Genomic DNA, 24578 nt, shown 5'->3' on the forward strand with positions numbered 1-24578 from the left:
TTTTGTTCATCAAAAGAATCCAAATTGGCCAGCCGTACGCTAAACGCGTTTGTTCCGATACTAGCCGGGATTTCCTTCAGATACATAACGGCCTAAGGGGCGAACTCCTTGTGCTGCCCGGCACAGGCTTACGGCGCTGGCAGTTGCCAACCGAATGGCGCAGCTGCGAACACCAGGGCTTAATCATTGCCTCACTATGATAGGAAAGAACCGTCTTACTTTGTGAATCCCTATGCCGCTGCCCGCTGCTCTCCGCATTTCTTTATAGGTTTATCGTTTTTTATCGTCGGGAATACCTCTACTAGCAGGAAAAATTAATGTATACCATCGATTTCAAGGAGGAGATATGACATGGAAAGATTTAATGAGACGTATACTGAGATGGATCAGCCGCAGCTTGGCTCAGTTACCCCTGGAAACGGGGAACTTGATTATAGCGGGTATAATAAGGATCAGGGCAACAGCAAATTCCTCAAGGGTGTCCTGCTCGGAGCAGCCATAGGCGGCCTGGTTACCCTGATTGACAAAGATACAAGAAGAAAAATGACAAGTAAAAGCTCAAACGTAAAAGATAACACCTCTTCCTTTTACTCAGATGTCAAGGATGACCCTAAGGGCTTTGCCAATGACATGATGGGCCGTGTCAAAGATGCGACGAACGTATTGAAAGAGGCAATGAATGATGCCCAGGAAATTTATGATAAATTTAACAGTGTCTTTACAAATGAAGTGAAAGAAGCGAAAGACATGAAAAAGAATGCCCAGGAGATGTCCAATGAAGTGATGGACACAGCGAAAGAAGCGCAAGGTGACCTGCAGGATATCAAATCCAAGGTGAAGGAAGCCGGTGAAGAATTGAAAACCGAGCATAAAAACGAAAGCAGCTCTGGCAGCAGTTCAAGTCTGAACGGAAGCTCCAGCTATTAAAATTGAAAGAAGCATGGGAAGCAGCAGGACAACTTGCTGCTTCTTTTTTTCGTACAGAAAAGTATATATTGTCAGCAAGGAAGTGTTTAAACTCAGCGGCCAATTTTAAGAGATAAGGAAGCAGCTGCCTCTGGCTTTGCCTGAAGGTTCGCCAATCGGCGAATTGAGGGTTTGCGGGACTGCGGCGAAGCAGCAGGCACTAGAGTCCCGGGGCAGGAATGGTGAGGAATCCTTAATAAGAAAAAGGAACCTTGATCATGCCACATTAAATTCGGCGCAGTACGGAAAGCGAGTGCTTGCAACGGAAATCAACTATACTGTTTGAAAAGCAACAATGGTTGCCAAAACAGTCTTTATTGGAAGATGAATGCCGGCTCTGCTAAAATGATGGAACAGCGTGACAGTTAACGAAGTGGGAGTTGAAAAAATTGAAAAAATCATTTTATCATTACTTCATGAAATTCCGCGGTGCCCTTAAGCGCAATCCATACAGCGAACTGGCCGAAGAGATGTACCGGGACCCAGCCTTTCCAAAACAGTCGGAGGACTACAATGAAGTCAGTTCATATATTGAAATAAAACAATATTCACTGGAAGCGGTATCGGTGTTTGATGAAGCATGGAGTGACTATGAGAACAACAGATGACCATATCATTATTATGTAAACTTAAAAATAACATTCCGCTGCCGGAAAGAAGCAGCGGATTTTATATATTACTGATTGACAGGGCTGAAGGAGCGCTTGCCGAGTTCCTCATCAAGCATATAGAAAGCATTGCTGTCCCCTTCAATGCGCTTCAGCTTCTGGATGATCGTATCGAACGTCGCTTCTTCTTCAACTTGTTCGTCAATGAACCACTTTAGAAAATTGATTGTCGCATGTTCCCGTTCGTCCCATCCCATATCTGAAAGGTCATAGATTCGTTTTGTCACTTCCTGTTCATGGGCATAGCCTGCTTCAAATACCTCGAGCACAGAAGAGAACTCGTTATTCGGATCTCCATGTCCGGTAATGACAGCTTTTTTACCGAGATCGTTGATGAAGTTGAAGAATTTCATAGCATGGAAACGCTCTTCTTCAGCCTGAACGAGGAAGAAGTTTGCGAAACCGTCGAGATTTTCTGCTTTCAAGTAAGCGGCCATTGCCATATAAAGGTTGGCGGAATGGAATTCGTAGTTCATTTGTTCATTTAGAGCATCAAGCAGTTTGTCGCTTAACATGGATACCACCCTTTTCATCATAATTTTTGCCACAATTTATTGTAACATAGTTTATCCTACTTACAATCACAGCGTCGGCTGTTCCTTCATCCTTTCTCTGGATATTCACCAAACATGAAATTGTCCTGTCTCTACATCCTTTCACCCTGGTAAAATGTGCCCGATTTAAGCGGATTTCAGTGCTCATTAAAAAAGGTGCTTAACAGAAGCACGACCCTGTCCGATATAAACAATAACAGGGGTGCGGCTAATTCAAAACCGTTGCCGACCCCCTGCTATATTTTAAGTAACTGGCAGGAGAGATTCTAATGGACAAAACGACGATAATCGGTGTCATTCTCGGGGTGCTGGCTGTTGGAGTCGGCATGGTATTGAAAGGTGTTGAAGTGACAGCACTTTTCAATCCGGCAGCATTCCTGATCATATTTGCCGGGACTGCCGCGGCCGTTATGATTGCTTTCCCGGCAAGTGAACTGAAAAAGGTTCCGGCCCTAATCAAAATTATCTTTAAAGAACAGGAACTGCCGCCTGCTTCAGAACTCATTGACACGTTTTCCGGCTGGGCGAATACAGCACGCGCAGAAGGACTGCTCGCACTTGAAACGAAGCTTGATGATATTGATGATCCGTTTTTACAAAACGGAATGAGGCTCGCGATAGATGGTCAGTCGCCGGATTTCATCCGGGATGTTCTAAATGAAGAGCTTGATGCGATGGAAGAACGGCATCTTGCCGGTGCTTCCATTTTTACACAGGCAGGCACATATGCACCGACACTAGGTGTTCTCGGTGCAGTTGTCGGCTTAATTGCGGCTCTCGGCCACATGGAAGATACAGGCGCGCTCGGCAAGGCAATTGCAGCTGCTTTTATCGCAACTCTTTTTGGTATTTTTTCGGGGTATGTCCTATGGCATCCATTTGCGAATAAGCTGAAGCAGAAATCCCGCCAGGAAATCTTTTTGAAGCGGATTATCATAGAAGGAGTCCTTTCCATCCAGGAAGGGCAGTCCAGCATGGTGATCCGCGACAAACTAGCCTCCTATCTGCCTGCCGGGCAGAGGGAGCAGCTTGACCAGCAGGAATTTGCGGGAGAATTGGAGAATGCCTAGAAAAAAGAAAAAGCATCACAGCGATCATATGGATGAATCCTGGCTCATTCCATATGCGGACTTACTAACGCTTCTGCTCGCCCTTTTCATTGTTCTTTTTGCTTCAAGTTCGATCGACGCCGACAAGTATCAGCGTATCGTCCAGGCGTTCGACAGTGCTTTTAATGGTTCTACCGGTATACTTGACGAACAGGCTCCCGCCCAGTTGGACAACGAAAATGACGGCTCTGTGCCGCTTGCGCTTGATGAGGAAAAAGAAAATGAGATTACGGATGAAGAACTTGCGGAAAAGCAGGCTGAAAGGGAAATGGAAGCATTGATGGCGCTTCAGAAAAAGATGGATAAATATATCGGCAGAAACAACCTTGAAGTGAATTTTAAAACAGAGCTCTCGGATGAAGGATTGCTGATAACAATCCAGGATGTCGCCCTGTTTGACTCCGGCAGTGCCGCTGTTAAGCCGGAAGCGCAGCAGCTTGCATCAGACATGTCTCATCTCCTGGTGACAAATCCGCCGCGCAATATTGTCATTAGCGGCCACACTGATAATGTTCCTATCCATAATGCCCGCTTTGAATCAAACTGGCATTTAAGTGTTATGCGAGCTGTCAACTTCATGAAAATTCTGCTCGAAAATGACCAATTAGATCCCCAGAAATTCAGTGCAAAGGGATTTGGCGAACACAAGCCTGTATCTGGAAATGATAATGCTGAAGGCCGGCAAAATAACAGGCGTGTAGAAGTGCTTATCCTCCCAAACCTTCTGACTGAAAATGCCGGCAGCTGATCAAGCAAGACAGTCCGCATTCGAAAACGAGTATGAAATCGCAGAGATTTCATACTCGTTTTTTTTATTTCAATGTAATGCCTCTCCCTTGCAGGTTGTCCTTATTCTGTCAAAGGCCAGCGCTGGAATGCTGGTTTTTATCCAAACCGGCTTTGTAAATAAGAAAAAAGCGGGACATCTAATCAACTCCCAGCATAAAGTGCAATTTTTCGAACAGCCTGTTAACCCGATTTATTCCGTTAAAGGTTGCTCTGGTAGAATAACCCAAATAAAAAAACGAGCCTGAGCCATAGTCAGGTGTTGCTTGCGGTGTCTGTTTCATTTCGAATTCGGATCTTATTTGTCCTGTTATCTTAGGTTTTCTTGATCATAGTTGAACTGCTTTCCTTAAGGCGGCCGGCATTCTGCTTGCTTTGTGCAATGGAGTTATCTAGACTATGGAAGTAGAAGGTGAATATGAGTAAGGGGGATGGAGATGGCAAACAAAGTAATGGTCATCATTTCGACAGGAGAAAAAGAAAAAGCACTTACAGGGATTCTATACGCAGCGAATGCGCTCAAAAACAACTGGCTGGACGATGTCCAGGTGTTTTTTTTCGGACCGTTTGAAAAACTCGTCACAGAAGATGAAGAAGTACAGGAAAAAGTGGCAAAGCTGGCCGAATATAACAAGCCGACGGCCTGCCGCTTCTTATCTGAGAAGAGCGGAGTGACCGAACAGCTTGAAGGTCTGGGCTATGACGTCGAGTATGTCGGTTCAATGGTTTCTGAAGCCATCAAAGACGGTTACGTCCCGATGGTATTTTAACGCCGCTGTTATTCAGCGGTTTTTTATTGCCATATAGGAAAGTGGGAGTATTTCGACGCAGCGGCTAATTTTAAAAATATAGATACGGGCAACTACGCCTCTGTCTTCGCCTAAAGGCTCGCCAATCTGCAAGTTTTCTTTATCTGCTGATCGGCTGTGCAGTATTCAAGATGTGGACAGATCTGGAATAAGAAATCAAACGTAAGTGAGGGAGCAGGATGACGAGTATTTGTTTTGTGAGACACGGGGAAACCGATTGGAATAAAGAACGCCGGCTGCAGGGCCAGGAAGACATCCCCCTGAACGAAACAGGGCGGGAACAGGCACTGCGCACCGCACAATTGCTGAGCGAAGGAAAATGGGATGCGGTGCTGGCAAGTCCGCTGTCACGCGCAAGGGAAACAGCAGAAATCATAAGAACAAGATTGAACATCGTTGATTACGGTGTGGTAAGCCATTTTCAGGAAAGGGATTTCGGAAGCATTTCTGGTGAGCTGTTTGCTGACGTGGAGGAACTGTACAAAGCTGAAACGGCTCCCGGCATGGAACGGCTTGAGGATATGATGGTGCGGCTTGAGGCGGGGCTTGCGGAAGTGAAAAAAAATTTCGCGGGTAAGCGTGTTATCGTCGTATCACACGGTGTGGCGATCAGAGTGCTCCTCTCCCATCTGTTCAAAGAAGAAGTTCACCCGGAGGTTAAACTGCACAATGCCTGTGTCAGCCATCTTTCATTCAATGATGGCCGCTGGGTGCTTGGTGAATGGAATATCGCTGATCATCTCAGCGACACAACAATGCGGACATAAAAACAGGCGGCAAGCTGATGGGCTTGCCGCCTGTTTTTTTGATTAATAGGAGAATCCTGATGCGCCGACAATGATGAGCAGAATGAACAGAACAACAATCAGCGCAAAGCCTTTTCCGTATCCGTAACCTCCGCCATATCCGCCGCGGTATCCACAGCCGTAGTAACCCACTAAATTCCACCCCCTTAAAAGATGGTCAATACTAAGGTATGCAACTGCATCTGCCGGTGAATAAGGCAGATGTCCAATTTTAACGAAATATTGACAAGTCACGATGAAAACAACTGTTACCATGAAAGTCACATTTTTATATTTTGGTACTATCTGTTAAACAAATCATTTGTTAAAATCATTAAAGACAGACGAAGGAGAGATCATCATGAAATCCATTAAAAATATAGCCGGCATCGGAATTTCAGCCTTGCTCCTGCTCTCCGGCTGTGCCGGGGATAACGTTTCAGAGAAGCGGGATTCGACAGCCGGACAAATTAAAGAAATCCTGCAGGAAGAAGACCAGACCGCACAGAATTCCGGCAATGAACCGGATGATGATAAAGAACGTTTTTCTGAGGGCGGCGAAAATGCCGGCCAAACGGACGGATCCGATGAGGGGACAACGGATGGCGGAACCAGTCTGCCGGATAAACATAAAAATGTCGTTAAGGAAGTTAACGGGAGGGCAATTATTATGAATCCGGGCAACATCCTGAGCGTCGTCAACAAATCACAGGGCTTGCCGGAGGATTATACCCCGGGAGAGCTCGTCATCCCGGATGTACCGTTCCCATTTGAAGGGGATATACCAAAAAAGTATATGCGGAAGGAAGCAGCTGCCGCACTTGAGGAAATGTTCCAGGAAGCTTCACGTGATGGGGTCCATTTGATGGCAATCTCAGGGTACCGCACATATGAACGCCAGAAAGAGCTCTTTGTACGAAAGGCAGCCGAGGTAGGAGAGGAAGCTGCGAATGAAGTTGTCGCATATCCAGGCGAAAGTGAACACCAGACAGGTTTGACGATGGATGTGAGCAGCGCATCTTTCGGGTACAGACTGGACAGAGAATTCGGTGATACCGCGGGCGGGAAATGGGTAGCCAAGCATGCACACCGATTCGGGTTCATTGTCAGGTATCCGGAAGGAAAAGAAGAGATAACAGGTTATCAGTACGAACCATGGCATCTTCGGTATGTAGGCAAAGACGCTGCAGCTGAAATCAATGAACAGGACATGACACTTGAGGAATATATGGGACTGGTGCAAAAACAATAAACCGCGGATTCCGCGGTTTATTTCAATTGGCAAGCAAGTAGCGTCCAGGCCCGGGCACCGACTGCTCTATATCGAACACGCCATCTCAATCAATGGATAAAATTCATCGAATGTATGATAGAGGGATATTCTCTGCGTAAATCTGCTGAATTAGTTGGTAATGTTACTCACGTTACATTGTTCTATTGGATGCACAAACTCTTATCATCATTAAAACAAATGGAAATATCTAATTTTGAAGGTATCGTTGAAATGGACGAGACCTATTTCCTATACTCAGAAAAAGGACAAAGAAAGATAAAAGACAGAAAACCCCGCAAACGTGGCGGTTCCGCTAAGAAATGAGGCATAAGCAACGAACAAGTTTGCGTCTTAGTCGCAAGAGACCGTGAAAAGATGACTTTTTCGCAGACATTGGGAATGGGGCGATTAACAAAAGAGCAGTTAGACAAAGCTATCGGACATAAATTTTCGAATGAAAATGTTTTACACACCGATTCTTGGCGTGCCTTTAAAACATATGCCGCTGAAAAAGGAATGGATATTTATCAATTCAAGTCTGGTGGTAAGGTTCGCACAAAGGGACTATACCATATCCAGAACGTTAACAATTATCACCGAAGGCTTAAAGGATGGATACAACGTTTTAATGGAGTTGCAACTAAATACTTGAATAATTACCTTGCTTGGTTTCAGGTGTTAGAATCCATTTAACATCAAAGGAATCCTATTACTATGAATGACTTGATGGTTAAAGGGAATTTAATACAAAATATGGAAACATATGATACACTTAGGTTATCTAAATTCACGATATAAACTTTACTGCTTGTTCAACTAACGGTGCATTATGTGGAAGAAGGACTGTTTGGTAAAATACTGGGTATAATTTTTTTGTTATTTATTAAAAGGATTGAATTAAATGAACGAGATGACTTTTGAAAGTGATATTCTCTATTCGCAATTAGCAGTATTTCAGTATGGTTTAGAAAACCCCTTTAATGACTGGAACGACACTCATGTTAACCAAGGTTTTGCATGGAGAGAAGGTTCTGTATCTTTTGGAACTCTTTCTAATGATGAAGAATGCAAAATTACCGTGAGAGTTACTGATAAAAAAGAAGTGGATACCGATGCTATTAGGGCAATAGCTGTACCTTTTTATATAAGTAAGAAAGGAATTGAAGTTGGCTCTATCATGGAAACAATAGCGATTGATATAGAAGAGGAAATGTATGAGTTACTCTTTGCCGTTAAACGATTAGAAAATGGATTAGGTCATTATTCATTTTCATTCATAAAAAATACTAATCCTACGGTGAACATTATCAAAGTGGATGAAGAACTTAATCCACCATCAGTGTTGGTGATGAACGCTGAACCAGCAATATAAAAAGTTCAATAAGTGGTGGCTTTTCTTCAATAGAGAAAGGTGGTTAGTAATATTAAATGGAGATTGAGAGTATTAAAAGTAAAGAAGAACTGATTTCCTTTATTGATAATTTAAAGAATGATTTGGTGACTAATCAAACGGAGTGGGAAAACCTATCCCTTGAAGATTACTTGGAAGCAATTAAAAGTTGGGTAGAGGATACAAATTCTTTACCAAGTAATCCAAACTGGAGTACCCTTGCTGAAATTTTAATGGCAGGGAAGTTTTATGAATAACTTTCTTATTGCGTTAACGGGTGCGTTTCGTTTAACAAGCAAATATTACAAAATGGAACTTCCGCAAATTAGGAAGTTCCATTTTTATAAGCAATATCAACATTGAACTTTAACAGAGCCTTTTTATAAAATGAAACAAATCCACTAGGTCTCCATCCCAAAAGGGGGTCTCTGTGACACTGCAAATGAGAAAACAGCCGGTTTTTGGCCACTGGCTTGTTTAACTCGGAGGAGGTCATGCGAAATTGAATGCCAGGGGAAACAGGCTGTGCTGATTTTTGGAGCTTACTTTGATGCATACGTTTATAAGCGGGCACCTTGCCCTCTTAAGACCCGGCATTTATTAATACACCAAATTAAGGCGAACTGGAGGGGTACTATGTCTGAATTGATAAACGAAATCCTTGCAGCTCAGGGGCTTTCGACAGAAGTGATTACGTTCGAACCTGTTAGCGGCGGGGATATCAACAAGGCTTTTTATATCGTGACAGCCGATGGTCCGTATTTCATTAAAATGAATGATGGAGTGGACCGTGACTTTTTTGAAAAGGAAAGCACAGGCCTTAAACTCATCCGTCAAGCGGATGCCATTAACGCCCCGGAACCGATCGGTTTCGGAGCGATTGGAAATGGGACCTCTTATCTGATCATGGAATGGATTGAAGGGAGTCCGGGAGGTTCAGATGACAGCAGCCTTGGCCGCCGGCTGGCAGGCCTTCATAAAACGATCATGCCCTGGTACGGGCTGGACAAGGATAATTATATCGGCCTTTTACATCAGCCTAACGGGAGATGGCTGGACTGGTGCGATTATTACCGGCAACAGCGGATCGGACACCAGATGCAGATTGCTGAAAAAAACGGAAAGTTGCCGCTGAAACGGAGAAAGAAAATGGAACGTCTGCTGGACAGGCTTGATGGATGGGTTCCCCGCCAGCCAGCGGGTTCTTTGCTGCACGGAGATCTATGGGGAGGAAATTGGATCGCAGGACCGGGCGGGGAGCCGTACGTGATTGATCCTGCCGTATTTTACGGGCACAGGGAAATGGACATCGCATTCAGTGAATTGTTTGGCGGATTCAGTGATGCCTTTTATCGGGAATATGATGAAACCTATCCGCTCGATTACGGCTATACCGAACGGAAACCTATCTATCAGCTTTTTTATCTGCTGGTTCATCTCAATCTGTTTGGTGAGTCATACGGTTCAGCTGTTGATCGTATCCTCAATCGGTATGCGGATATAAGTTAAACAGTTAATGAATAACTGAGGGTCCCTTACACACACTAACTGAAGAGACGTCATGTGGAGGTGGAGTGTAATGGGAAAAAAAGAACGGAACCGGCTTCAGGAAAAGAAAAATAATCATTTGCCGCCCGATGCTGAAATCGCCAAGGAAATTGCTCATGGAAAGGAAAAGAACCCTGATAGGCGGAAAAAGCATCCAAAATCAAAATAAGGAAAGATAAAAAACGGCCAAGCGGCCGTTTTTTTACCGTTTTTGTTTAGTTTATACGGGTAGGAAAAAAATAAACTGCAGTGACAAGATGAAAGGAGTGTTCATGATGGCTGATGACAAAGAAGAAAAATATGCCCCTGGCATGGATGATGAAAACGAACTGAACGAGGAAGCGACAAAAAAGGAGAAACGTAAGGGAGAATATACGAAGGTCACTAAGCTTTCGTATGATGAGGCAGATCCATCATGAAGAACAGGGCAGGCACAAGCGGCGCCTGCCTTTTGATGTTTCCCTGCTAACGGTTAAATGCTGTTGTTCATGATCTTTTCTCTTTTGATGAAGTGTTGGGATGGCTGCGTGTCCGGCGTGACGGATTTGTCTCGTTGGCATGCTGGACTGCCTGCTGCAGCTTTTTGCTCATTTTTTTATCTTCAGTCATTACAAAGCCCTCCTTTTGAATTGTTTTGCCTATTAGGTTGTATAAGGTTGAGCCGGGTTATTCGTACGCTGGCTTCCTTTATGTTTGTTTTAAAGCGGTGTTTTATTCAGGAAAAGCGGGAAAAGGAAGACGAGATAGAATCAATACTATTATAATGGGAACAAAAAAGGAGGAGCGGCCATTGTCTCTATTTTCATCTGAAGCATTTAAAGGAAATCATATCTTGGTGACAGGTGCCACCGGAGGGATAGGTTCAGCGGCGGCAAAAATTCTTGCCGGGGCAGGGGCGGACTTGACTTTGACTGGACGGAATGAAAAGAAACTCGATATACTGGCAGCTGAACTTCACCGTAAACATGAAGGACAACAAATAATAGCTGTATCAGGGGATTTGACGAAAACGCATGACCGTGAGCAAATACTGCGGCAGGCGTCTGAAAGAATAGGCCCGGTATTTGGCCTGGTCAATAATGCAGGTGTATCTGGAGGGGAAACTGTCGACAAATTGTCTGAAGAAGACCTCCGCCACATCCTTGAGGTCAATTACGTCTCCACTGTCCTTTTCACACAGGCTGTTTATCGGCAAATGATGAAAAGGAAGGAGGGTTCGATTGTAAACGTGACATCCCTTTCCGGTTTGCGGGGCACTTACGGAAACAGTGCATATTCTGCATCCAAGTTCGCGATGACGGGCTTCACCCATTCCCTTGCGGTGGAAGCGGCCCGGAACGGCATCAGGGTAAATGCTGTCGCTCCCGGCTATGTGAAAACCGATATGGCGGCCGCGGCCATTCAAAGGAGAGCAAAAAGGCAAAACAAACCGTATGAAAAACTGCTGGCCGAAATTGAAGCAGGACAGCCAAGCGGCAGGATCACCGAACCGGAAGAGGTGGCAGAAACGATAGCTTTCCTGTTATCTGACAGTGCCGGAAACATTGTCGGCGAGACGGTGAAGGTCTCAGGCGGAAGCGTATTATGATCTGGAAAGGATGGGATGTATGCTTATAAAACAATCATTGCACACACAAAAACGGGACCAATTCATTGAAATTACGGATATTGTACGACAGGAAGTGCAGGAAAACGGAGTGAAAAATGGTATTGTCACCGTGTATTGCCCTCATACAACAGCAGGAATTACCATCAATGAGAACGCTGACCCGGATGTTGTTCACGATATGCTTATGAGGCTTGATGAAATATATCCATGGACACATGAAAAGTACCGTCATATGGAGGGGAATTCCGCTTCACATTTAAAAGCGAGCACGTTTGGCGCTTCTGCAACAATCGTCATCGAGGGAGGCGAACTATTGCTCGGGACCTGGCAGGGGGTCTATTTTTGTGAATTCGACGGACCAAGAAACCGAACATGGTTCCTGAAATTAAGCCCTGACATCCATTCATGATATAGAAGATGGCGCGCCTCCTGAAAGTTATGTATACTTTGGATTGGAAACACTACATACAGGCTGTGTTAAAAAATGAGATTCGTAATGGTATTGATTGGAACGGAAGGAGCGGACCAGGGAAGTCCCCGCAGGCGTGAAAGGCGAGGAGGCTCCCGGACGCCCTGCGGCAAAGAAGTCAAAGTGAATGCGCCGAAAGGAAGCAAGAACGGATGTTCAACATGTACCGTGTTGAAAGCGGGTGCCTGAAGTGAAAATCAACCACGTCGTTTAACAGAGCCTGCATAAAAGGGGCGAGCAGAATGAATGAAAAACAACTTGCCGGCGAAAAAGCGGCTGAGTACGTTCAGGAAGGTATGATCGTCGGATTGGGAACCGGTTCTACGGTTTACTACACGATTATGAAGCTGGGTGAACGGGTAAAAAACGGTTTGAAGATCAAGGGGGTGTCGACATCCTCGTCGACGACAAAGCTGGCCAGTGAACTAGGTATTCCAATGACCACCCTTAATGAAGCAGATCGAATCGATTTAACCATCGATGGCGCCGATGAAGTCGACAAAGAGGGCAACGGAATAAAAGGCGGCGGCGGAGCTCTCCTGTTCGAAAAAATGGTTGCGGCAGCATCCGACTCAATCATCTGGGTAGTCGGTGTCAATAAGCTTGTTGAAAAGCTGGGGGCCTTCCCGCTTCCAGTAGAAGTCATCCCATTCGGTTATAAGCAAATCCAGAAAAAGCTGTCAGCCCGGGGCATAAAAAGCGATTTGCGCCAACAAGATGGTGAAGTGTATAAGACTGACAGCGGCAATTACATTTTGGATCTTCAAATGGGCACAATCGAGAATCCAGCCGAATTGGATCAATGGCTGAACGGACTTGCTGGAGTCGTGGAGAACGGCCTGTTCAACGGCATGGTGAATAAAGTGATTGCAGGTAAAGACGGCGGCACAGAAGTGATCGAATACAGGTGAATGAGGAGGGGGATCCCCTTCTTTTGCAAGTTATAAAAATTTCACTTACCGTATGTTTGTATTAATAAATTAATGCTAAAAAATAAACAATTAGCCCAAATCCCAACTGACAGAAACAAATTAGGGCAATCATACATATTGTGAAAGTATAGTGGATTACGTTTGCAAAGGAGTTAATACACATGCCACCATTTAGAGCACCTTTTCAAGGCATGCCGGGAGGAGGGGTTCCCCGTGCTCCCATGGGCTACCAAACCAATATGGGGCAATTCCCAGGAAGGCCGGGAGGCTTCGGAGTGCCTGGGAGATTTCCCGTTCAGGGTGGGAACGTTCCGCGGGGCGGATTATTATCGAAGCTGATCGGAGGTTTAAATCAGGGAGGACAGGGAACGGCAGCTGGCTACCCGGGGAATCCTGGAATCTTTGGGGGAGTTAATCCGCAGCAGGCCGGTCAATTCGCGAACATGCTGAATAGCGGGCAGCAGGCAGCTGGCGGAGGAGGAATGCTTTCCAATCTTGTGAATGGCGCATCAGCCACTCAGGGGAGCGGCATGATGTCGATGCTGAATAATGTCCAAAATGCACTGAATATGGCTCAAACCGCAATGCCGCTCGTCCAGCAATATGGGCCAATGGTCAAAAACCTTCCAGCGTTATGGCAAATGATGAAAACCTTTAATTCATCCGAAGGAACAAGTGATGATGAAGAACTTGACAGCAGTGAGGCAACGGATGAGGAATCATTTGACTTTCTGGAGAGTGATGAAGACGACGATATATCAAATGAAAGCGACCATCAAAAGATACCAATCCAGAAAGAGAAGAAAAGTGTAAAACAGAAAGAACCGGTTAAAGAAAGAGCTTCTATTCCAAAGCTATACATTTAAAAAAAGCGGCAACTGCCGCTTTTTCTATTGGCATAGACTCCTTATATGCGGCTTTTTCGAAGACCTTGAGAAATTGAATTGACTTGACAATAGCAAGATTCGGGAATTGCGGCAAACTCCTTTTAAAGGCAACCTCCAAAAAACTGTTTATTCGTTAAATATCAAGTGGATACGGTATGATAAAGGAAAAAGACAGGGAGGTTTCATGGTGGTATTATCTGATATCCGAATAAAAGAAATGCTGAAAACAGGAGAGCTGTCCATCGACCCGATAACAGATGGACAAATCCAGCCAGCATCAGTTGATCTGAGGCTCGGGGGACACTTTATGAAAATCGATGAAAATGCCGTTACGGTCATGTCGTTGAATGAAGAAGCAAAGTATGTGGAAATGGAAACGAAAGAAATCGTCATACCGCCGCAATCCTTTTTGCTGGCGACAACAAAAGAATACATTAAGCTTCCAAATAATCTTACAGCTTTTGTGGAGGGGCGCAGCTCGATTGGCAGGATGGGCCTTTTCATCCAAAATGCCGGCTGGGTTGATCCGGGATTTGAAGGCCAGATCACTCTTGAACTCTTTAACGCCAATAGAGTGCCGATCAAATTGACAGCTGATAGAAGGGTATGCCAGCTGGTTTTTGCCGAAATGGACCAGGAGTGTGAAAACCCCTACAGAGGGAAGTACCAGGGTCAGGTGAATGCTGTCCAAAGCAGGGTCCACCAGGACGTTGACGCGCAATAAGCACGATGAATAGGGTTTAAAGGAAAGCAGCAGGTGGTAAAAATCTACGAATGAATATATGTGTTTTAACATCTTGAGGAGGCTTACCATGAAGAAATTACTGGTGCTTTTCCTGGCATTTTTGCTGGTTTTGGGCGGCATGCCGTCTACCCTTAATGCACAGCAATCCGATGCTGCCGGTGACAATACTTTATTTGAACAAATCCGCCTTTTTTGGAGTCAGTATGAACAGTCCATTACCGGACTGCTCGATGAGTTTAACAGTGAAGGCACAACCTCAATAGGCGGTGCCAGCCAGTCGGAAGAAAATACGAACGATAAGCAAACTGAAAGCTCGGTAAAAGAGTTTGAGAAGAAAGTAGTGGAGTTGACCAATAAAGAAAGGGCGGAGCGGGGCCTGGAACCGCTGGAAATTTCCGAGGAATTGACCGCTGTCGCAAGGGAGAAGTCCAAAGATATGAGGGACAACAACTATTTTGATCATACCTCTCCGACATACGGGTCGCCATTTACGATGATGTCCGAATTCGGAATCCAGTATACGGCAGCAGGAGAAAACATCGCAGCCGGCCAAAAGTCACCTGCTCAGGTTGTCGATGACTGGATGAACAGCAAAGGCCATCGCGAAAATATCTTGAACAACCAGTACACACACATCGCGATCGGATATGTTGAAGGCGGCGAATACCGCTATTATTGGACCCAGCATTTCATCCGGAAATAAAGCCGGAAAAGAAAAACGTTAATTCGTATAAAAATCAACTAACTAATCACCCGGAGGTCCAAAAGAAATCCACAAGAAAACACACATCAAACCGTCTTAATTGCATTAAGAATAACAGTCCATTTCGCGTTTGATTTGGACTGTTATTTTTAGTGGAATGACAGGGAGGTGTCTTCTTTGCCGCGGGGCGTCCGGGGAGATTCTTCGGCTCTGTGGCCAAAATCAGGTGAAAGGCCAAATATAGGAACGCAACCCAGCTTTCCATGCAAATAGCCAGAGGAATATGTATTGAAAGTGATCAGAGCTCTTGAAATAGATGGGGCAAAACTTATGCGTGACTGCTGAGTATTATAGTTGATAAAATTGTTCCTTTCCTTCTATGATGGAGAAAAAGACGGAGTCCTTCAGGTTTTTTATCCGTTTAAAATCATTGGATCGTTTTTTAAAGAAAAGGAGTGAGCAGATGGAACCTATCGCTGATCACCTCGATTACGGCCTGGATGTGATTTTTGTCGGATTCAATCCCAGTGTGAAGTCAGGTGAAACCGGTCACCATTATGCTAATCCCACAAACCGTTTCTATAAGCTTTTGCATCATGCCGGGTTGACACCTCGCCAGTATCGTCCTGAAGAAGATCAGGATCTTTTAAAGCTCGGGTATGGGTTCACGAATATTGTTGCGCGTCCGACAAAGGCTGCTGCCGACATAACAAGAGAGGAATATGCGGAAGGGCGGAAAATCCTGCAAAAAAAAATCAAGCAATATATGCCCAAAGTGGTCTGTTTCGTAGGAAAAGGTGTCTACCAGCAATACAGCAAGCGGAACAATGTGGACTGGGGAATACAGGATTCCCCCGTTGTCGAAGAGACTTGCGAATACGTGGCACCGTCTTCCAGCGGCCTTGTCAGGATGAATTTTGAAGAGATGGCGGGCATATATAAAGGTGTCAAGGAACTGATCTGAAATTATTCTGCTGCTATCAGGAATCGATCATTCGGATGACTAAAAAGTGATGAAACAGGGTATTTTCTAGTGACCGGATCCTTGATAGGCAGAAAAATGAATCTGATGTTCGAATAGTTATAGAAGCGGAAAGGGGAAGGATACATGTCAATTAAAAAAGCGATTTTTGAAGATAAGACGAATAAAGATCTTATTAAGCTTTTATTATGGATTGTAACCGCAATTGCTTTGCTGGCATCAGCTTTATTTCCCGCCGTCTTCCGTTTCACAACCGTAGCTGTACTCATTATTGGTATAACATTTATAAGCAGAAAACTTTCAGCGCTCCAGAAGATGCTGGAAGGGGAAACGGAACAGGCGGAGGAAGAAACTGAAGACGCCGATGGGGAAACAAATGATCTGATCGTTCACGAAAACCCGGAGGAAGCTGAAGCGGTACGGAAAGCGATGAAAGAAGCCGAGCTCGGCCGCACCCAAATGCTTGAAGGACTGTTTACACGGGCCAATATGTCTGAAAGTGAGAAAGAAGAATACAGGGATCAGATCTCCGAAAAAGATCAGGAAATCAGCAAGCTTCAGCTGGAAACGCAAAAGTGGAAAGAAAAAGTACAGCAGGCTATAAGCGGGACGACGAAATGGCTGAAAACATCATCGTCGGATACACTTCATTTACTCATTGAGTGCCTGGATGATGATGATATTTCGAATGCATCGCTGCAAGAATTGAATTTAAAGCTCCAGGAATCGAAGAATAACCTCAGTGATACAGAGATTACACTGTTGGAGCGAGATGGTTATGTCGATCATGAATTTAAACTGACACGGACAGGTTATAAAGAATTAAAGAAAAAGGCAGAAAGCGAAGAAGACCCTGCTGTCAAACAAGAAATGGGGTAATGAGACCCCACCGTGAGACACCTTGATACAGGTGTCTTTTTTTGTTAACGAAATTATATTTTTTTGCGTTGCGGATAAAAAGCCAGGAGTGAGTCATGCAGCTCCAGGCGCCAGCGGCTATTGCGCTGATCAAGGGCTCTCCGCATTTCTAGATGTCCGGCTGAGACCCAGGGTCTGTCGCCAACTATGAAAAAGGAGTTCCGGCGTGAAAGCCGGGCTGAACGGCGCGAAACAGTTGCTCTGGCGTGAAAGTTGGATTCTACGGCGTGAAATATGGGAGATTACGCGTGAAACAGTGATTGTGTGACGTGAAAGAAACTGAATTCCGCGCGAAAGTTCATGCGGTTGTTCGCATATGGCGTGAAAAGCCGGGGATATGGCGCGAAGGAACAGTCATCTGGTGTGAAATACGAAGAAACAGTAATAGTCTTTTTTAAAATGAGACAAATCCGGCAGGATACCGGGCATAAATGGTTAGGGTGATCCTTTATATGAGAATATAGCCCGGTTTTGGCCGTCAGCTTGCTTGAAACGGTGGAAGAACGTGCAAATTACCATGCCCGGGGTGCTCAGGCTGTGCTGGTCTGGTATCGTATTGGGATGCAGATCAGCTTCTCCCCTCCGGTAGGATCGATTTTACCGAATCGAAAAAGCACGCGGCAGAGGCACAAGAAGCAGAGGCATCGGATTGGCGATTGCTGAATGGATTGTTAGCGCACATGGGGGTAGGATAATCGTTGACAGCACAGAAGGATCGGGGAGCACATTCACTGTCACGTTTCCCCAGTCCAAAAAGGAGGAATAGGATATGAGAGTAATTGCCGCGGCAGCACTTGCGGTTTTCATGCTTTTTTTACCCGCATGGAACGCCCTTGCAGATGGGGACGACCATGAGAGTGAAGAAAATGATAAGGAAGAATGGCTTGAAGAAGCAGGGGAGCTGCTCGGAGTTGCCGGAGCGGCAGCAGGGGTCGGAGCCGCTCTTTTATTTCCATTAAAAAGAACGTCACCGTTCTTGCGGAAAAAAGTTCCATCGGCAAAGAGATGGATCAGCACCGGACTTAAACTATTGCTTAAATACCACATCATGATTGGACTCGCAGCGTTAATTCTTACAGTTCTTCACGGAGCCGGGATGTATATCAGCGAGGGGGAGCTGGGTCCCCGCGAATGGCTGGGGGCGGTTTCCATCGCCTTGATTGCCGCTGGCTCCGCTTTCGGCTTTATCCTTAATGGCAATAAGAAGCAACAGCTTATCAGAACGATTCATATGATCATTCTCGGTTCGGCGGGGCTGTTTGCAGCAATCCATATTTTGCTTGCCTAAACCAACCTATTCTGCTCTATTAACACGGTAAATAAGTTGAATAAGATAAAGGTGAGCAAAACTATTCCAAAAATGACAATTTTGTGATAAAGTAAGGTAAATTCACAAAAAGTTCGGAAAGAAGATAAGGAGGAAAATAATGATTCGCACAGCCGCTGCAAGCATCCTCGGTTTTGTCTTACTGGTTATCGAGTCGTTTATCGTCATGGAGCTCAAGGGAAACGCCACAATTGAATTCGGCAGTATGAACGGCTTCATTACAGCATGGGCGATGAATTTCTTCCTCGTCTTTGCAATGCTGACCCATTTCAAAATGTGGCTGGACAGCCGGGATGACATGGAATCCCAAATGGAGTAATCCAAAAACAGCACTGATGCAGTGCTGTTTTTTTATGCATGATTTTTCCTCCTGCCAACCATGATAAGAGTGAAGGAGGATGTATATGGCTAAACGCGAGCAATTGAATGAAGAAGCGGCAATGAAGAATAACCTGGATCCGGCAACAGCCGAAATCGCACTCCGACATGAAGGTGATCGTGCCGGTGATGAACAGGAACACAAACAGAATAATAACACACAAAAAACTGGCCGATGAGGCCAGTTTTTTTGTAATCAAAAGAACAAATGCGTCATTAACACGATGATCGGCAGCGTAATAATAGTCCGTTCAAGGAAAATGATAATCAGGTCTGTAAATGTGACCGGAAGCTTCGAACCGAGAAGCAGCCCGCCTACTTCAGACATGTATATAAGCTGTGTTACGGATAAGCTGGCAATGACAAATCTCGTAAATTCACTCTCAATCCCGCTGCCGATCACAGCCGGCAGGAACATGTCGGCAAATCCGACGAGCATTGTCTCAGCGGCAGCTGATGCTTCAGGTACGCCCATTACATTTAGAAGCGGAATGAAAGGCATGCCCAGGTAATGGAAAACCGGTGTGTATTCTGCAATAATGACCGCAATTGTGCCCAGCGCCATGACAACCGGAATGACACCCATCCACATATCGAGGACATTCTGGACACCGCCTTTGACATGCTTTTTAATCTGCATGTTGTCTTGTGCCACTTTTGCCGCTTGCAGCAATCCCCAGTTCCAGGCAGAATGACCTGCCGGTATCTCTTCCTCAATCTTTTTGCCGCTCTTTTCTTCATATCCATTATCTTTCCGGGAAAGCGGCGGGATCCGCGGCATAATAACAGCAGCCACAAAACCGGCTACCGCAATGGTCAAATAATATTGCGGGAACATATGTGCAAGATCCATATAATCGATCACAACGATGCTGAACGTAATCGAAACAACGGAAAATGTCGTACCGATTACAGCTGCTTCACGTCTTGTATAGTAACCTTCTGCATACTGTTTGTTCGTCAGCAGGACACCGATTGTGCCGTCCCCCATCCATGAAGCAAGGCAGTCGATTGACGATCTGCCCGGCAAGGTGAAGATGGGCCGCATTGCTTTTGTCAAAAGAGCACCGAATAGTTCCAGCAGGCCAAAATTCAATAACAAAGGCAAGAATAAGCCGGCAAATAAAAATACAGAAAATAAAATTGGAATTAAGTCCATCAAAAGTAATGCACCAGTTACATCCGACCAGACGATCTCAGGGCCGATTTTGAACAGGGTCATGGTGGCAAAAATCAAACCGAGAATACGGACGACCGTCCAAAAGATGTTGACATTAAACAGGCTTCTGAAAAAATGGCTTCCCATAATAAAATGAGGTTTTGCTGTTTTGGCAAGTAATGTGCCAATGACCGTCAGGCCCATTATGAATGTCATGATATAAGGAAGGGATGTTCCTAATAAAGACCCGATCCATCCAGCCAGCATGGCGACTGGTATCGTGATTTCATCCTCTTTGCTGATTGGCGTCATAAACAGGAAAATCCCGATAAGTGACGGAAGAAGGAAAGCTAATAAACCTCTTAATGTTAGTTTTTTGCTGGAGCTTGACGACGATCCTTTTGCTGTATCTACCACTTTATTCACCTCTTATTAATTGATCTTACCAGCACCTTGTTATTTACCCGTGTAACAAGATGTATGAAACACATGAATAAAAAATCAAAAAAATGTATATTTAATCAACACCAGCTAAATATATCATACGTCCAACCTGCCGTAAACAAAGAATTTTATATAAAAATAATTCAAAAAATTAATTCGAATAACGGACGGTCTTTATGCTGGACACGTACCGTCATATTTTCTTGTGCCGTGCAACAGGACCTTAACAATGGAAGGAATAGGGGATTGAAGACAGGGAAGCGGCATGCAAACGGGTTTTTGCGTTTATATCCTCGTAAAAAAGTGAATAAAAGGTGAAAGAAGAAAAACCGAGATAAAAACTATTGACGAACCTGTATGTACAACTTACAATAGGAGTTGTAAAAAGTTCTTGTATAGACAAGTTTATGAAAACGGTTTAGACAAGAATTTATTACGTTTTGATTACATTAATTACTTGTATATACAAAGTTTTGTCTTGCCGTTTGAAAATGAAAACGGTTAAAAAGGTCAGTACAACTAGAATGATGGAGGTCATGGAAATGAGCGTAACAAAAGAATCTGTCGAACAGATTATTGACGCGGTCGGCGGCCAGGAAAACATTTCTGCTGCGACACACTGTGTGACTCGGCTTCGGCTCGTCCTAGTGGATGATAACAAGGTGGATGCCGAAAAACTCGAAAACATTGATATTGTAAAAGGGTCATTTAAAACAAACGGACAATTTCAGGTCATTATCGGACAAGGACTTGTCGATAAAGCTTACAAAATCCTTGTTGAATTGACGGGAATTGGAGAAGCATCAAAGCAGGATATCAAAGATCAAGCTTCAAGCAAAATGAATCCGCTTCAGCGGGCCATTAAAATTCTGGCTGATATTTTCATTCCGATTTTGCCCGCAATCGTTACAGCCGGTTTGCTGATGGGGATCAACAACATCCTTACAGGTTCAGGGATTTTTTACGAAGATCAGGCTTTTATTGATGTCCATACCCAGTTTGCTGATTTTGCCAATATCATTAACTTGATTGCGAATACCGCGTTCGTCTTCCTGCCAGGTTTGATCGGATGGTCTGCTGTCAAGAGATTCGGCGGAAGCCCGCTTCTCGGTATCGTTCTTGGACTTATGCTTGTGCACCCGGATTTGCTGAACGCATGGGGTTATGCGCAGGCGAAAGAAGCAGGAGAAATTCCTTACTGGAATCTGTTCGGCCTTGATGTAGCGAAAGTCGGTTATCAAGGTCAGGTCTTGCCGGTTCTGTTTGCTTCTTATATTCTTGCTGTAGTTGAAAAGTTTCTGACAAAGCGTGTGCCTGATGCATTCCAACTGTTGATTGTGGCACCAGTTACATTGCTTGTTACCGGGTTTGCAGCATTTATCGTTATCGGTCCTGTCACATTTGCAATTGGTAATGCGATTACATCCGCATTTGTCGGCCTGTTCGATCAATTTGCGGCATTGGGCGGACTGCTGTATGGTGCGATTTATTCACCGCTTGTCATTACCGGAATGCACCATACCTTCCTTGCAGTTGACCTTCAGCTGATTTCCAATATCGGCGGCACATTCTTGTGGCCGATCGTGGCACTTTCAAATATCGCCCAGGGATCTGCTGCATTAGCGATGATGGTCCTTGCAAAAGATGAAAAGCTTAAAGGTCTATCTATGACATCTGCCATATCTGCATATCTCGGCATTACAGAACCGGCGATGTTCGGTGTGAACCTGCGCTTTAAATATCCGTTCATTGCTGCGATGACCGGTGCGGCGCTTGCAGGTGCGTATATTACAGTAAGTGACGTCATTGCACCATCAATTGGTGTCGGCGGACTTCCGGCCTTCCTTTCCATTGTTCCGCAGTCATGGGTTCCGTTTTTCATAGGCATGGGGATCGCAGTCGCAGTGCCGTTTGCCTTAACGATTGTGTTCCATAAATTTAAAGGGACAGAACGCGCAGGTGCGAAGAAAAAATCTTCAGTTAAGACATCTGAAGCTGTTAATTAATGATCGATACGCTGCCGATTCCGGCAGCGTATTTACCTTTTTGCTATACTATTGGCTTATACGTTTTGTCCGGTGTGCTAGTCTCTGCTATGCTCAGCATCACTTTACAGCTGGATATTCGAGGAGCCGCTTCAGTTTAATCCATTGTATAAGAATCCAGTGGGACCGGTTAGGTGTAGATGCAGCGCAGGGTTAGCGGCAAACAGAGTCACTTGCATTCATGTGGAAATACAGAAAGCGAGTGCCTTTAGGGGAAATTAAAAGGAGCTTTCATACTCCAACCTTTAAAAAAGGATGTGTAAACATATGTCGCAATGGTGGAAAAAAAGCGTAGTTTATCAAATTTATCCGCGCAGCTTCATGGATTCAAACGGGGACGGAATCGGTGATTTGCAAGGCATCATTTCCAAAGTTGATTATTTGAAAACACTCGGAATAGATGTCGTCTGGCTGTCGCCGGTTTATGAATCGCCGAATGATGATAATGGGTATGACATCAGTGATTACCGGAAAGTCATGGATAATTTCGGGACGATGGAAGACTGGGATCAATTGCTTGAAGAACTTCATAAGAGGGATATTAAGCTGGTAATGGACCTGGTGGTGAATCATACATCTGATGAACATGCCTGGTTCGTGGAATCCCGAAAATCGAAAGAGAACCCTTATCGTGACTATTACATCTGGAGGCCGGGGAATAACGGCGCAGAACCGAATAACTGGGAATCATCTTTCAGTGGATCCGCATGGCAGCATGATCCGGAAACGGATGAATATTACCTTCACCTTTTTTCGAAAAAGCAGCCGGATCTTAACTGGGAAAACGAGGAGGTCCGCAGTGAAATCTACGACATGATGAAATGGTGGCTCGATAAAGGAATTGACGGATTCCGAATGGATGTCATCAATTTCATCTCAAAACACCCGGATCTGCCGGATGCAGAAGTGATGCCGGGACAAAGCTATGGAACAGGAAAAAATTATTTCCGCAACGGTCCGAAGATCCATGACTACCTCCAGGAAATGAACAGGGAAGTGCTAAGCAAGTATGACATTATGACAGTCGGAGAGATGCCGGGTGTAAAACCAGATATGGCAAAATTGTATACAGGTGAACAACGCAATGAACTGAATATGGTTTTCCAGTTCGAACACATGGGGGTCGATTCAGGGCCGAACGGCAAATGGGATGTACTTCCCCCTGATGTTTTGAAATTGAAAAAAATAATGGCCAAGTGGCAATATGAACTCGAGGAAGACGGCTGGAACAGCCTTTATTTTTCCAACCATGACCAGCCGCGCTCCGTTTCGCGGTTTGGGAATGACCAGTCTTACAGGGTTGAATCAGCCAAGATGCTCGCCACTGTCCTCCATATGATGAAAGGGACCCCTTATATTTATCAGGGTGAAGAACTCGGCATGACGAATGTCGCCTTTTCTTCTCTGGAGGAATACCGTGATATCGAGACGCTCAATATGTATAAGGAAAAACGTGAAGAAGGCATAGCCCATGATGAACTAATGAAACGGATTCATCAGAACAGCCGCGATAACGCCCGCACCCCCATGCAGTGGAACAGCAGCGAACATGCAGGGTTCACAACAGGTACACCATGGATTAAAGTGAATCCAAACTTTAATGAAATCAATGCGGAAAGCCAGGTGGAGGATCCTGATTCCATATTCAACTACTATCGTGAGCTGATCGAGCTCAGGAAAACTCATGATGTCATCATAGATGGGACATTCGATTTGCTCGCTGAAGATGACGAACAGGTTTTTGCGTATACAAGGACACATGATGAACAGCAGCTTCTCGTTATATGCAATTTTACCAGTGAGACACCGGCATTCAACTTGCCGGAAGGTTTCAGTGGAGCTCAACTCCTCCTCGCCAACTATGAAGACAGCCGGGAACAAGAGCAAACCATAAAGCTAAGGCCATATGAAGCCCGCATATATCTTGCTTAACCAGGAAAAGGGCGCTCCAAAGCGCCCTTTTAGGTTATGTAATAGATAAGAAGCAGGTGGATGAGAGTCAAGCTTGGCTATCGTCATAAGCGGTGGTCCCCTCCGGAAGGAAAAACCCCCTTCCTGCGGGTACGCCCGCTTATGCGTACGCCGCTGAGCA

Annotated in this window: 31 protein-coding genes and 2 pseudogenes; 29 read left to right on the plus strand and 4 right to left on the minus strand. The window is 44.9% G+C overall.

All coding sequences use genetic code 11. The features are described 5' to 3' along the window. Positions 1 to 351: 351 nt before the first annotated feature. The gene (locus A4U59_RS00070; RefSeq protein ID WP_083270552.1) at positions 352 to 927 is read left to right on the plus strand and encodes a YtxH domain-containing protein; all 576 of its coding nucleotides are present in this window, start codon (positions 352 to 354) and stop codon (positions 925 to 927) included. 428 nt (positions 928 to 1355) lie between these two features. Continuing rightward, positions 1356 to 1574, plus strand: coding sequence for a YozE family protein (locus tag A4U59_RS00080; RefSeq protein ID WP_066172170.1), 219 nt, complete (start codon positions 1356 to 1358; stop codon positions 1572 to 1574). A gap of 68 nt (positions 1575 to 1642) precedes the next feature. Here the strand turns inward: A4U59_RS00080 and A4U59_RS00085 are convergent, their stop codons facing one another. Continuing rightward, positions 1643 to 2149 carry a ferritin gene (locus A4U59_RS00085; RefSeq protein ID WP_066172180.1) on the minus strand — a complete coding sequence of 169 codons (507 nt, stop codon included), beginning with the start codon at positions 2147 to 2149 and terminating at the stop codon, positions 1643 to 1645. Positions 2150 to 2457: 308 nt separating this feature from the next. Here A4U59_RS00085 and motA point away from each other — a divergent pair, with 308 nt between their 5' ends. The 4 genes from motA to A4U59_RS00110 all read left to right on the plus strand — a co-directional run bounded on the left by motA (position 2458) and on the right by A4U59_RS00110 (position 5659). Then, positions 2458 to 3258 carry a flagellar motor stator protein MotA gene (gene motA / locus A4U59_RS00090; protein WP_066172183.1) on the plus strand — a complete coding sequence of 267 codons (801 nt, stop codon included), beginning with the start codon at positions 2458 to 2460 and terminating at the stop codon, positions 3256 to 3258. After that, positions 3251 to 4045 carry a flagellar motor protein MotB gene (gene motB, locus A4U59_RS00095; RefSeq protein ID WP_066172186.1) on the plus strand — a complete coding sequence of 265 codons (795 nt, stop codon included), beginning with the start codon at positions 3251 to 3253 and terminating at the stop codon, positions 4043 to 4045. Before motA ends, motB begins: the two co-directional genes overlap by 8 nt. 475 nt (positions 4046 to 4520) lie before the next feature. Then, on the plus strand, positions 4521 to 4853 hold the full coding sequence (locus tag A4U59_RS00105) for a hypothetical protein (protein WP_083270553.1): 333 nt from the start codon (positions 4521 to 4523) through the stop codon (positions 4851 to 4853). A gap of 236 nt (positions 4854 to 5089) precedes the next feature. After that, positions 5090 to 5659 carry a histidine phosphatase family protein gene (locus A4U59_RS00110; protein WP_211274882.1) on the plus strand — a complete coding sequence of 190 codons (570 nt, stop codon included), beginning with the start codon at positions 5090 to 5092 and terminating at the stop codon, positions 5657 to 5659. 42 nt (positions 5660 to 5701) lie between these two features. Here the strand turns inward: A4U59_RS00110 and A4U59_RS22110 are convergent, their stop codons facing one another. After that, the gene (locus tag A4U59_RS22110; protein WP_083270554.1) at positions 5702 to 5830 is read right to left on the minus strand and encodes a YjcZ family sporulation protein; all 129 of its coding nucleotides are present in this window, start codon (positions 5828 to 5830) and stop codon (positions 5702 to 5704) included. 208 nt (positions 5831 to 6038) lie between these two features. On the opposite strand from A4U59_RS22110, the gene A4U59_RS00115 reads away from it, so the two are divergent. The 7 genes and pseudogenes from A4U59_RS00115 (at position 6039) to A4U59_RS21555 (ending at position 10307) form a co-directional block, all read left to right on the plus strand. Beyond that, positions 6039 to 6929, plus strand: a complete 891-nt coding sequence (locus tag A4U59_RS00115) for a M15 family metallopeptidase (RefSeq protein WP_066172197.1) — start codon at positions 6039 to 6041, stop codon at positions 6927 to 6929. 60 nt (positions 6930 to 6989) lie between these two features. Beyond that, positions 6990 to 7748: pseudogene (locus A4U59_RS00120) on the plus strand (IS1595 family transposase); the annotation flags it as partial. Positions 7749 to 7851: 103 nt separating this feature from the next. Beyond that, entirely contained in the window at positions 7852 to 8322 is a 471-nt protein-coding gene (gene comJ, locus A4U59_RS00125) for a competence protein ComJ (protein WP_066172200.1), read from the plus strand. 56 nt (positions 8323 to 8378) lie between these two features. After that, on the plus strand, positions 8379 to 8597 hold the full coding sequence (locus tag A4U59_RS00130) for a DUF7660 family protein (protein ID WP_066172204.1): 219 nt from the start codon (positions 8379 to 8381) through the stop codon (positions 8595 to 8597). 379 nt (positions 8598 to 8976) lie between these two features. Then, positions 8977 to 9849 (plus strand): fructosamine kinase family protein, encoded by an 873-nt coding sequence (locus A4U59_RS00135; RefSeq protein WP_066172207.1) that lies wholly within the window; start codon positions 8977 to 8979, stop codon positions 9847 to 9849. 70 nt (positions 9850 to 9919) lie between these two features. Then, on the plus strand, positions 9920 to 10057 hold the full coding sequence (locus A4U59_RS21550; protein ID WP_169823876.1) for a hypothetical protein: 138 nt from the start codon (positions 9920 to 9922) through the stop codon (positions 10055 to 10057). A 106-nt stretch (positions 10058 to 10163) separates the two neighbouring features. Then, positions 10164 to 10307 (plus strand): hypothetical protein, encoded by a 144-nt coding sequence (locus tag A4U59_RS21555; RefSeq protein ID WP_169823875.1) that lies wholly within the window; start codon positions 10164 to 10166, stop codon positions 10305 to 10307. Between the two features lie 67 nt (positions 10308 to 10374). On the opposite strand, the gene A4U59_RS22285 is transcribed toward A4U59_RS21555, so the two are convergent. Next, positions 10375 to 10497, minus strand: a complete 123-nt coding sequence (locus A4U59_RS22285) for a hypothetical protein (RefSeq protein WP_281183248.1) — start codon at positions 10495 to 10497, stop codon at positions 10375 to 10377. A gap of 154 nt (positions 10498 to 10651) precedes the next feature. Between A4U59_RS22285 and A4U59_RS00140 the strand changes: the two genes are divergently transcribed. The 14 genes and pseudogenes from A4U59_RS00140 (at position 10652) to A4U59_RS21170 (ending at position 19017) form a co-directional block, all read left to right on the plus strand. Beyond that, complete coding sequence (locus A4U59_RS00140; RefSeq protein WP_245680451.1) at positions 10652 to 11476, plus strand: SDR family NAD(P)-dependent oxidoreductase; 825 nt, start codon at positions 10652 to 10654, stop codon at positions 11474 to 11476. A 19-nt stretch (positions 11477 to 11495) separates the two neighbouring features. Next, a complete protein-coding gene (locus A4U59_RS00145; RefSeq protein WP_066172214.1) occupies positions 11496 to 11906 on the plus strand; it encodes a secondary thiamine-phosphate synthase enzyme YjbQ in 411 nt (136 codons plus the stop codon). A 75-nt stretch (positions 11907 to 11981) separates the two neighbouring features. Beyond that, positions 11982 to 12155 (plus strand): hypothetical protein, encoded by a 174-nt coding sequence (locus tag A4U59_RS21165; protein ID WP_157888096.1) that lies wholly within the window; start codon positions 11982 to 11984, stop codon positions 12153 to 12155. A gap of 53 nt (positions 12156 to 12208) precedes the next feature. Continuing rightward, complete coding sequence (rpiA, locus tag A4U59_RS00150) at positions 12209 to 12877, plus strand: ribose-5-phosphate isomerase RpiA (protein WP_066172217.1); 669 nt, start codon at positions 12209 to 12211, stop codon at positions 12875 to 12877. Between the two features lie 296 nt (positions 12878 to 13173). Then, entirely contained in the window at positions 13174 to 13764 is a 591-nt protein-coding gene (gene vrrA / locus A4U59_RS00155; RefSeq protein WP_157888097.1) for a VrrA/YqfQ family protein, read from the plus strand. Between the two features lie 208 nt (positions 13765 to 13972). Next, positions 13973 to 14509 (plus strand): dCTP deaminase, encoded by a 537-nt coding sequence (dcd, locus tag A4U59_RS00160; protein WP_066172222.1) that lies wholly within the window; start codon positions 13973 to 13975, stop codon positions 14507 to 14509. Between the two features lie 334 nt (positions 14510 to 14843). Beyond that, a pseudogene (locus tag A4U59_RS22115) lies at positions 14844 to 15233 on the plus strand (CAP domain-containing protein); the annotation flags it as partial. 463 nt (positions 15234 to 15696) lie between these two features. Further along, positions 15697 to 16197, plus strand: a complete 501-nt coding sequence (locus A4U59_RS00170) for a mismatch-specific DNA-glycosylase (protein ID WP_066172227.1) — start codon at positions 15697 to 15699, stop codon at positions 16195 to 16197. A gap of 144 nt (positions 16198 to 16341) precedes the next feature. After that, complete coding sequence (locus tag A4U59_RS00175) at positions 16342 to 17094, plus strand: hypothetical protein (RefSeq protein WP_066172230.1); 753 nt, start codon at positions 16342 to 16344, stop codon at positions 17092 to 17094. A gap of 339 nt (positions 17095 to 17433) precedes the next feature. Next, positions 17434 to 17577, plus strand: coding sequence for a hypothetical protein (locus A4U59_RS21940; RefSeq protein WP_211274883.1), 144 nt, complete (start codon positions 17434 to 17436; stop codon positions 17575 to 17577). A 160-nt stretch (positions 17578 to 17737) separates the two neighbouring features. Beyond that, positions 17738 to 17899: an ATP-binding protein gene (locus A4U59_RS20680; protein ID WP_083270557.1), complete on the plus strand. Its 162-nt coding sequence runs from the start codon at positions 17738 to 17740 to the stop codon at positions 17897 to 17899. A 3-nt stretch (positions 17900 to 17902) separates the two neighbouring features. Next, positions 17903 to 18421 carry a hypothetical protein gene (locus tag A4U59_RS00180; protein WP_066172233.1) on the plus strand — a complete coding sequence of 173 codons (519 nt, stop codon included), beginning with the start codon at positions 17903 to 17905 and terminating at the stop codon, positions 18419 to 18421. A 139-nt stretch (positions 18422 to 18560) separates the two neighbouring features. After that, positions 18561 to 18779: a hypothetical protein gene (locus tag A4U59_RS00185; RefSeq protein ID WP_066172234.1), complete on the plus strand. Its 219-nt coding sequence runs from the start codon at positions 18561 to 18563 to the stop codon at positions 18777 to 18779. A gap of 85 nt (positions 18780 to 18864) precedes the next feature. Next, positions 18865 to 19017 (plus strand): hypothetical protein, encoded by a 153-nt coding sequence (locus tag A4U59_RS21170; RefSeq protein ID WP_157888098.1) that lies wholly within the window; start codon positions 18865 to 18867, stop codon positions 19015 to 19017. 17 nt (positions 19018 to 19034) lie between these two features. On the opposite strand, the gene A4U59_RS00190 is transcribed toward A4U59_RS21170, so the two are convergent. Further along, complete coding sequence (locus tag A4U59_RS00190; protein ID WP_083270558.1) at positions 19035 to 20309, minus strand: YjiH family protein; 1275 nt, start codon at positions 20307 to 20309, stop codon at positions 19035 to 19037. 674 nt (positions 20310 to 20983) lie between these two features. Here A4U59_RS00190 and treP point away from each other — a divergent pair. Both treP and A4U59_RS00200 read left to right on the plus strand, forming a co-directional pair. Then, positions 20984 to 22447 (plus strand): PTS system trehalose-specific EIIBC component, encoded by a 1464-nt coding sequence (gene treP / locus A4U59_RS00195; protein WP_066172242.1) that lies wholly within the window; start codon positions 20984 to 20986, stop codon positions 22445 to 22447. A gap of 306 nt (positions 22448 to 22753) precedes the next feature. Next, the gene (locus A4U59_RS00200) at positions 22754 to 24418 is read left to right on the plus strand and encodes a glycoside hydrolase family 13 protein (protein ID WP_066172245.1); all 1665 of its coding nucleotides are present in this window, start codon (positions 22754 to 22756) and stop codon (positions 24416 to 24418) included. Positions 24419 to 24578: the final 160 nt, after the last annotated feature.

The sequence above is a fragment of the Bacillus marinisedimentorum genome, from assembly GCF_001644195.2.
Classification (GTDB): Bacteria; Bacillota; Bacilli; order Bacillales; family Bacillaceae_O; genus Bacillus_BL; species Bacillus_BL marinisedimentorum.

Coding starts and splice junctions, on each gene's coding strand:
- A4U59_RS00190 (WP_083270558.1), bottom strand. CDS start 20,309: ATGACGCCAATCAGCAAAGAGGATGAAATCACGATACCAGTCGCCATG.
- A4U59_RS00135 (WP_066172207.1), top strand. CDS start 8,977: ATGTCTGAATTGATAAACGAAATCCTTGCAGCTCAGGGGCTTTCGACA.
- A4U59_RS00140 (WP_245680451.1), top strand. CDS start 10,652: ATGGGAACAAAAAAGGAGGAGCGGCCATTGTCTCTATTTTCATCTGAA.
- A4U59_RS21555 (WP_169823875.1), top strand. CDS start 10,164: ATGGCTGATGACAAAGAAGAAAAATATGCCCCTGGCATGGATGATGAA.
- A4U59_RS21165 (WP_157888096.1), top strand. CDS start 11,982: ATGAGATTCGTAATGGTATTGATTGGAACGGAAGGAGCGGACCAGGGA.
- A4U59_RS00180 (WP_066172233.1), top strand. CDS start 17,903: ATGAGAGTAATTGCCGCGGCAGCACTTGCGGTTTTCATGCTTTTTTTA.
- A4U59_RS21170 (WP_157888098.1), top strand. CDS start 18,865: ATGGCTAAACGCGAGCAATTGAATGAAGAAGCGGCAATGAAGAATAAC.
- motB (WP_066172186.1), top strand. CDS start 3,251: ATGCCTAGAAAAAAGAAAAAGCATCACAGCGATCATATGGATGAATCC.
- A4U59_RS00070 (WP_083270552.1), top strand. CDS start 352: ATGGAAAGATTTAATGAGACGTATACTGAGATGGATCAGCCGCAGCTT.
- A4U59_RS21550 (WP_169823876.1), top strand. CDS start 9,920: ATGGGAAAAAAAGAACGGAACCGGCTTCAGGAAAAGAAAAATAATCAT.
- A4U59_RS00170 (WP_066172227.1), top strand. CDS start 15,697: ATGGAACCTATCGCTGATCACCTCGATTACGGCCTGGATGTGATTTTT.
- A4U59_RS00200 (WP_066172245.1), top strand. CDS start 22,754: ATGTCGCAATGGTGGAAAAAAAGCGTAGTTTATCAAATTTATCCGCGC.
- A4U59_RS00085 (WP_066172180.1), bottom strand. CDS start 2,149: ATGTTAAGCGACAAACTGCTTGATGCTCTAAATGAACAAATGAACTAC.
- rpiA (WP_066172217.1), top strand. CDS start 12,209: ATGAATGAAAAACAACTTGCCGGCGAAAAAGCGGCTGAGTACGTTCAG.
- A4U59_RS00130 (WP_066172204.1), top strand. CDS start 8,379: ATGGAGATTGAGAGTATTAAAAGTAAAGAAGAACTGATTTCCTTTATT.
- A4U59_RS22285 (WP_281183248.1), bottom strand. CDS start 10,497: ATGACTGAAGATAAAAAAATGAGCAAAAAGCTGCAGCAGGCAGTCCAG.
- A4U59_RS00185 (WP_066172234.1), top strand. CDS start 18,561: ATGATTCGCACAGCCGCTGCAAGCATCCTCGGTTTTGTCTTACTGGTT.
- A4U59_RS00175 (WP_066172230.1), top strand. CDS start 16,342: ATGTCAATTAAAAAAGCGATTTTTGAAGATAAGACGAATAAAGATCTT.
- A4U59_RS00145 (WP_066172214.1), top strand. CDS start 11,496: ATGCTTATAAAACAATCATTGCACACACAAAAACGGGACCAATTCATT.
- A4U59_RS00115 (WP_066172197.1), top strand. CDS start 6,039: ATGAAATCCATTAAAAATATAGCCGGCATCGGAATTTCAGCCTTGCTC.
- A4U59_RS21940 (WP_211274883.1), top strand. CDS start 17,434: ATGCGGTTGTTCGCATATGGCGTGAAAAGCCGGGGATATGGCGCGAAG.
- treP (WP_066172242.1), top strand. CDS start 20,984: ATGAGCGTAACAAAAGAATCTGTCGAACAGATTATTGACGCGGTCGGC.
- A4U59_RS00105 (WP_083270553.1), top strand. CDS start 4,521: ATGGCAAACAAAGTAATGGTCATCATTTCGACAGGAGAAAAAGAAAAA.
- comJ (WP_066172200.1), top strand. CDS start 7,852: ATGAACGAGATGACTTTTGAAAGTGATATTCTCTATTCGCAATTAGCA.
- motA (WP_066172183.1), top strand. CDS start 2,458: ATGGACAAAACGACGATAATCGGTGTCATTCTCGGGGTGCTGGCTGTT.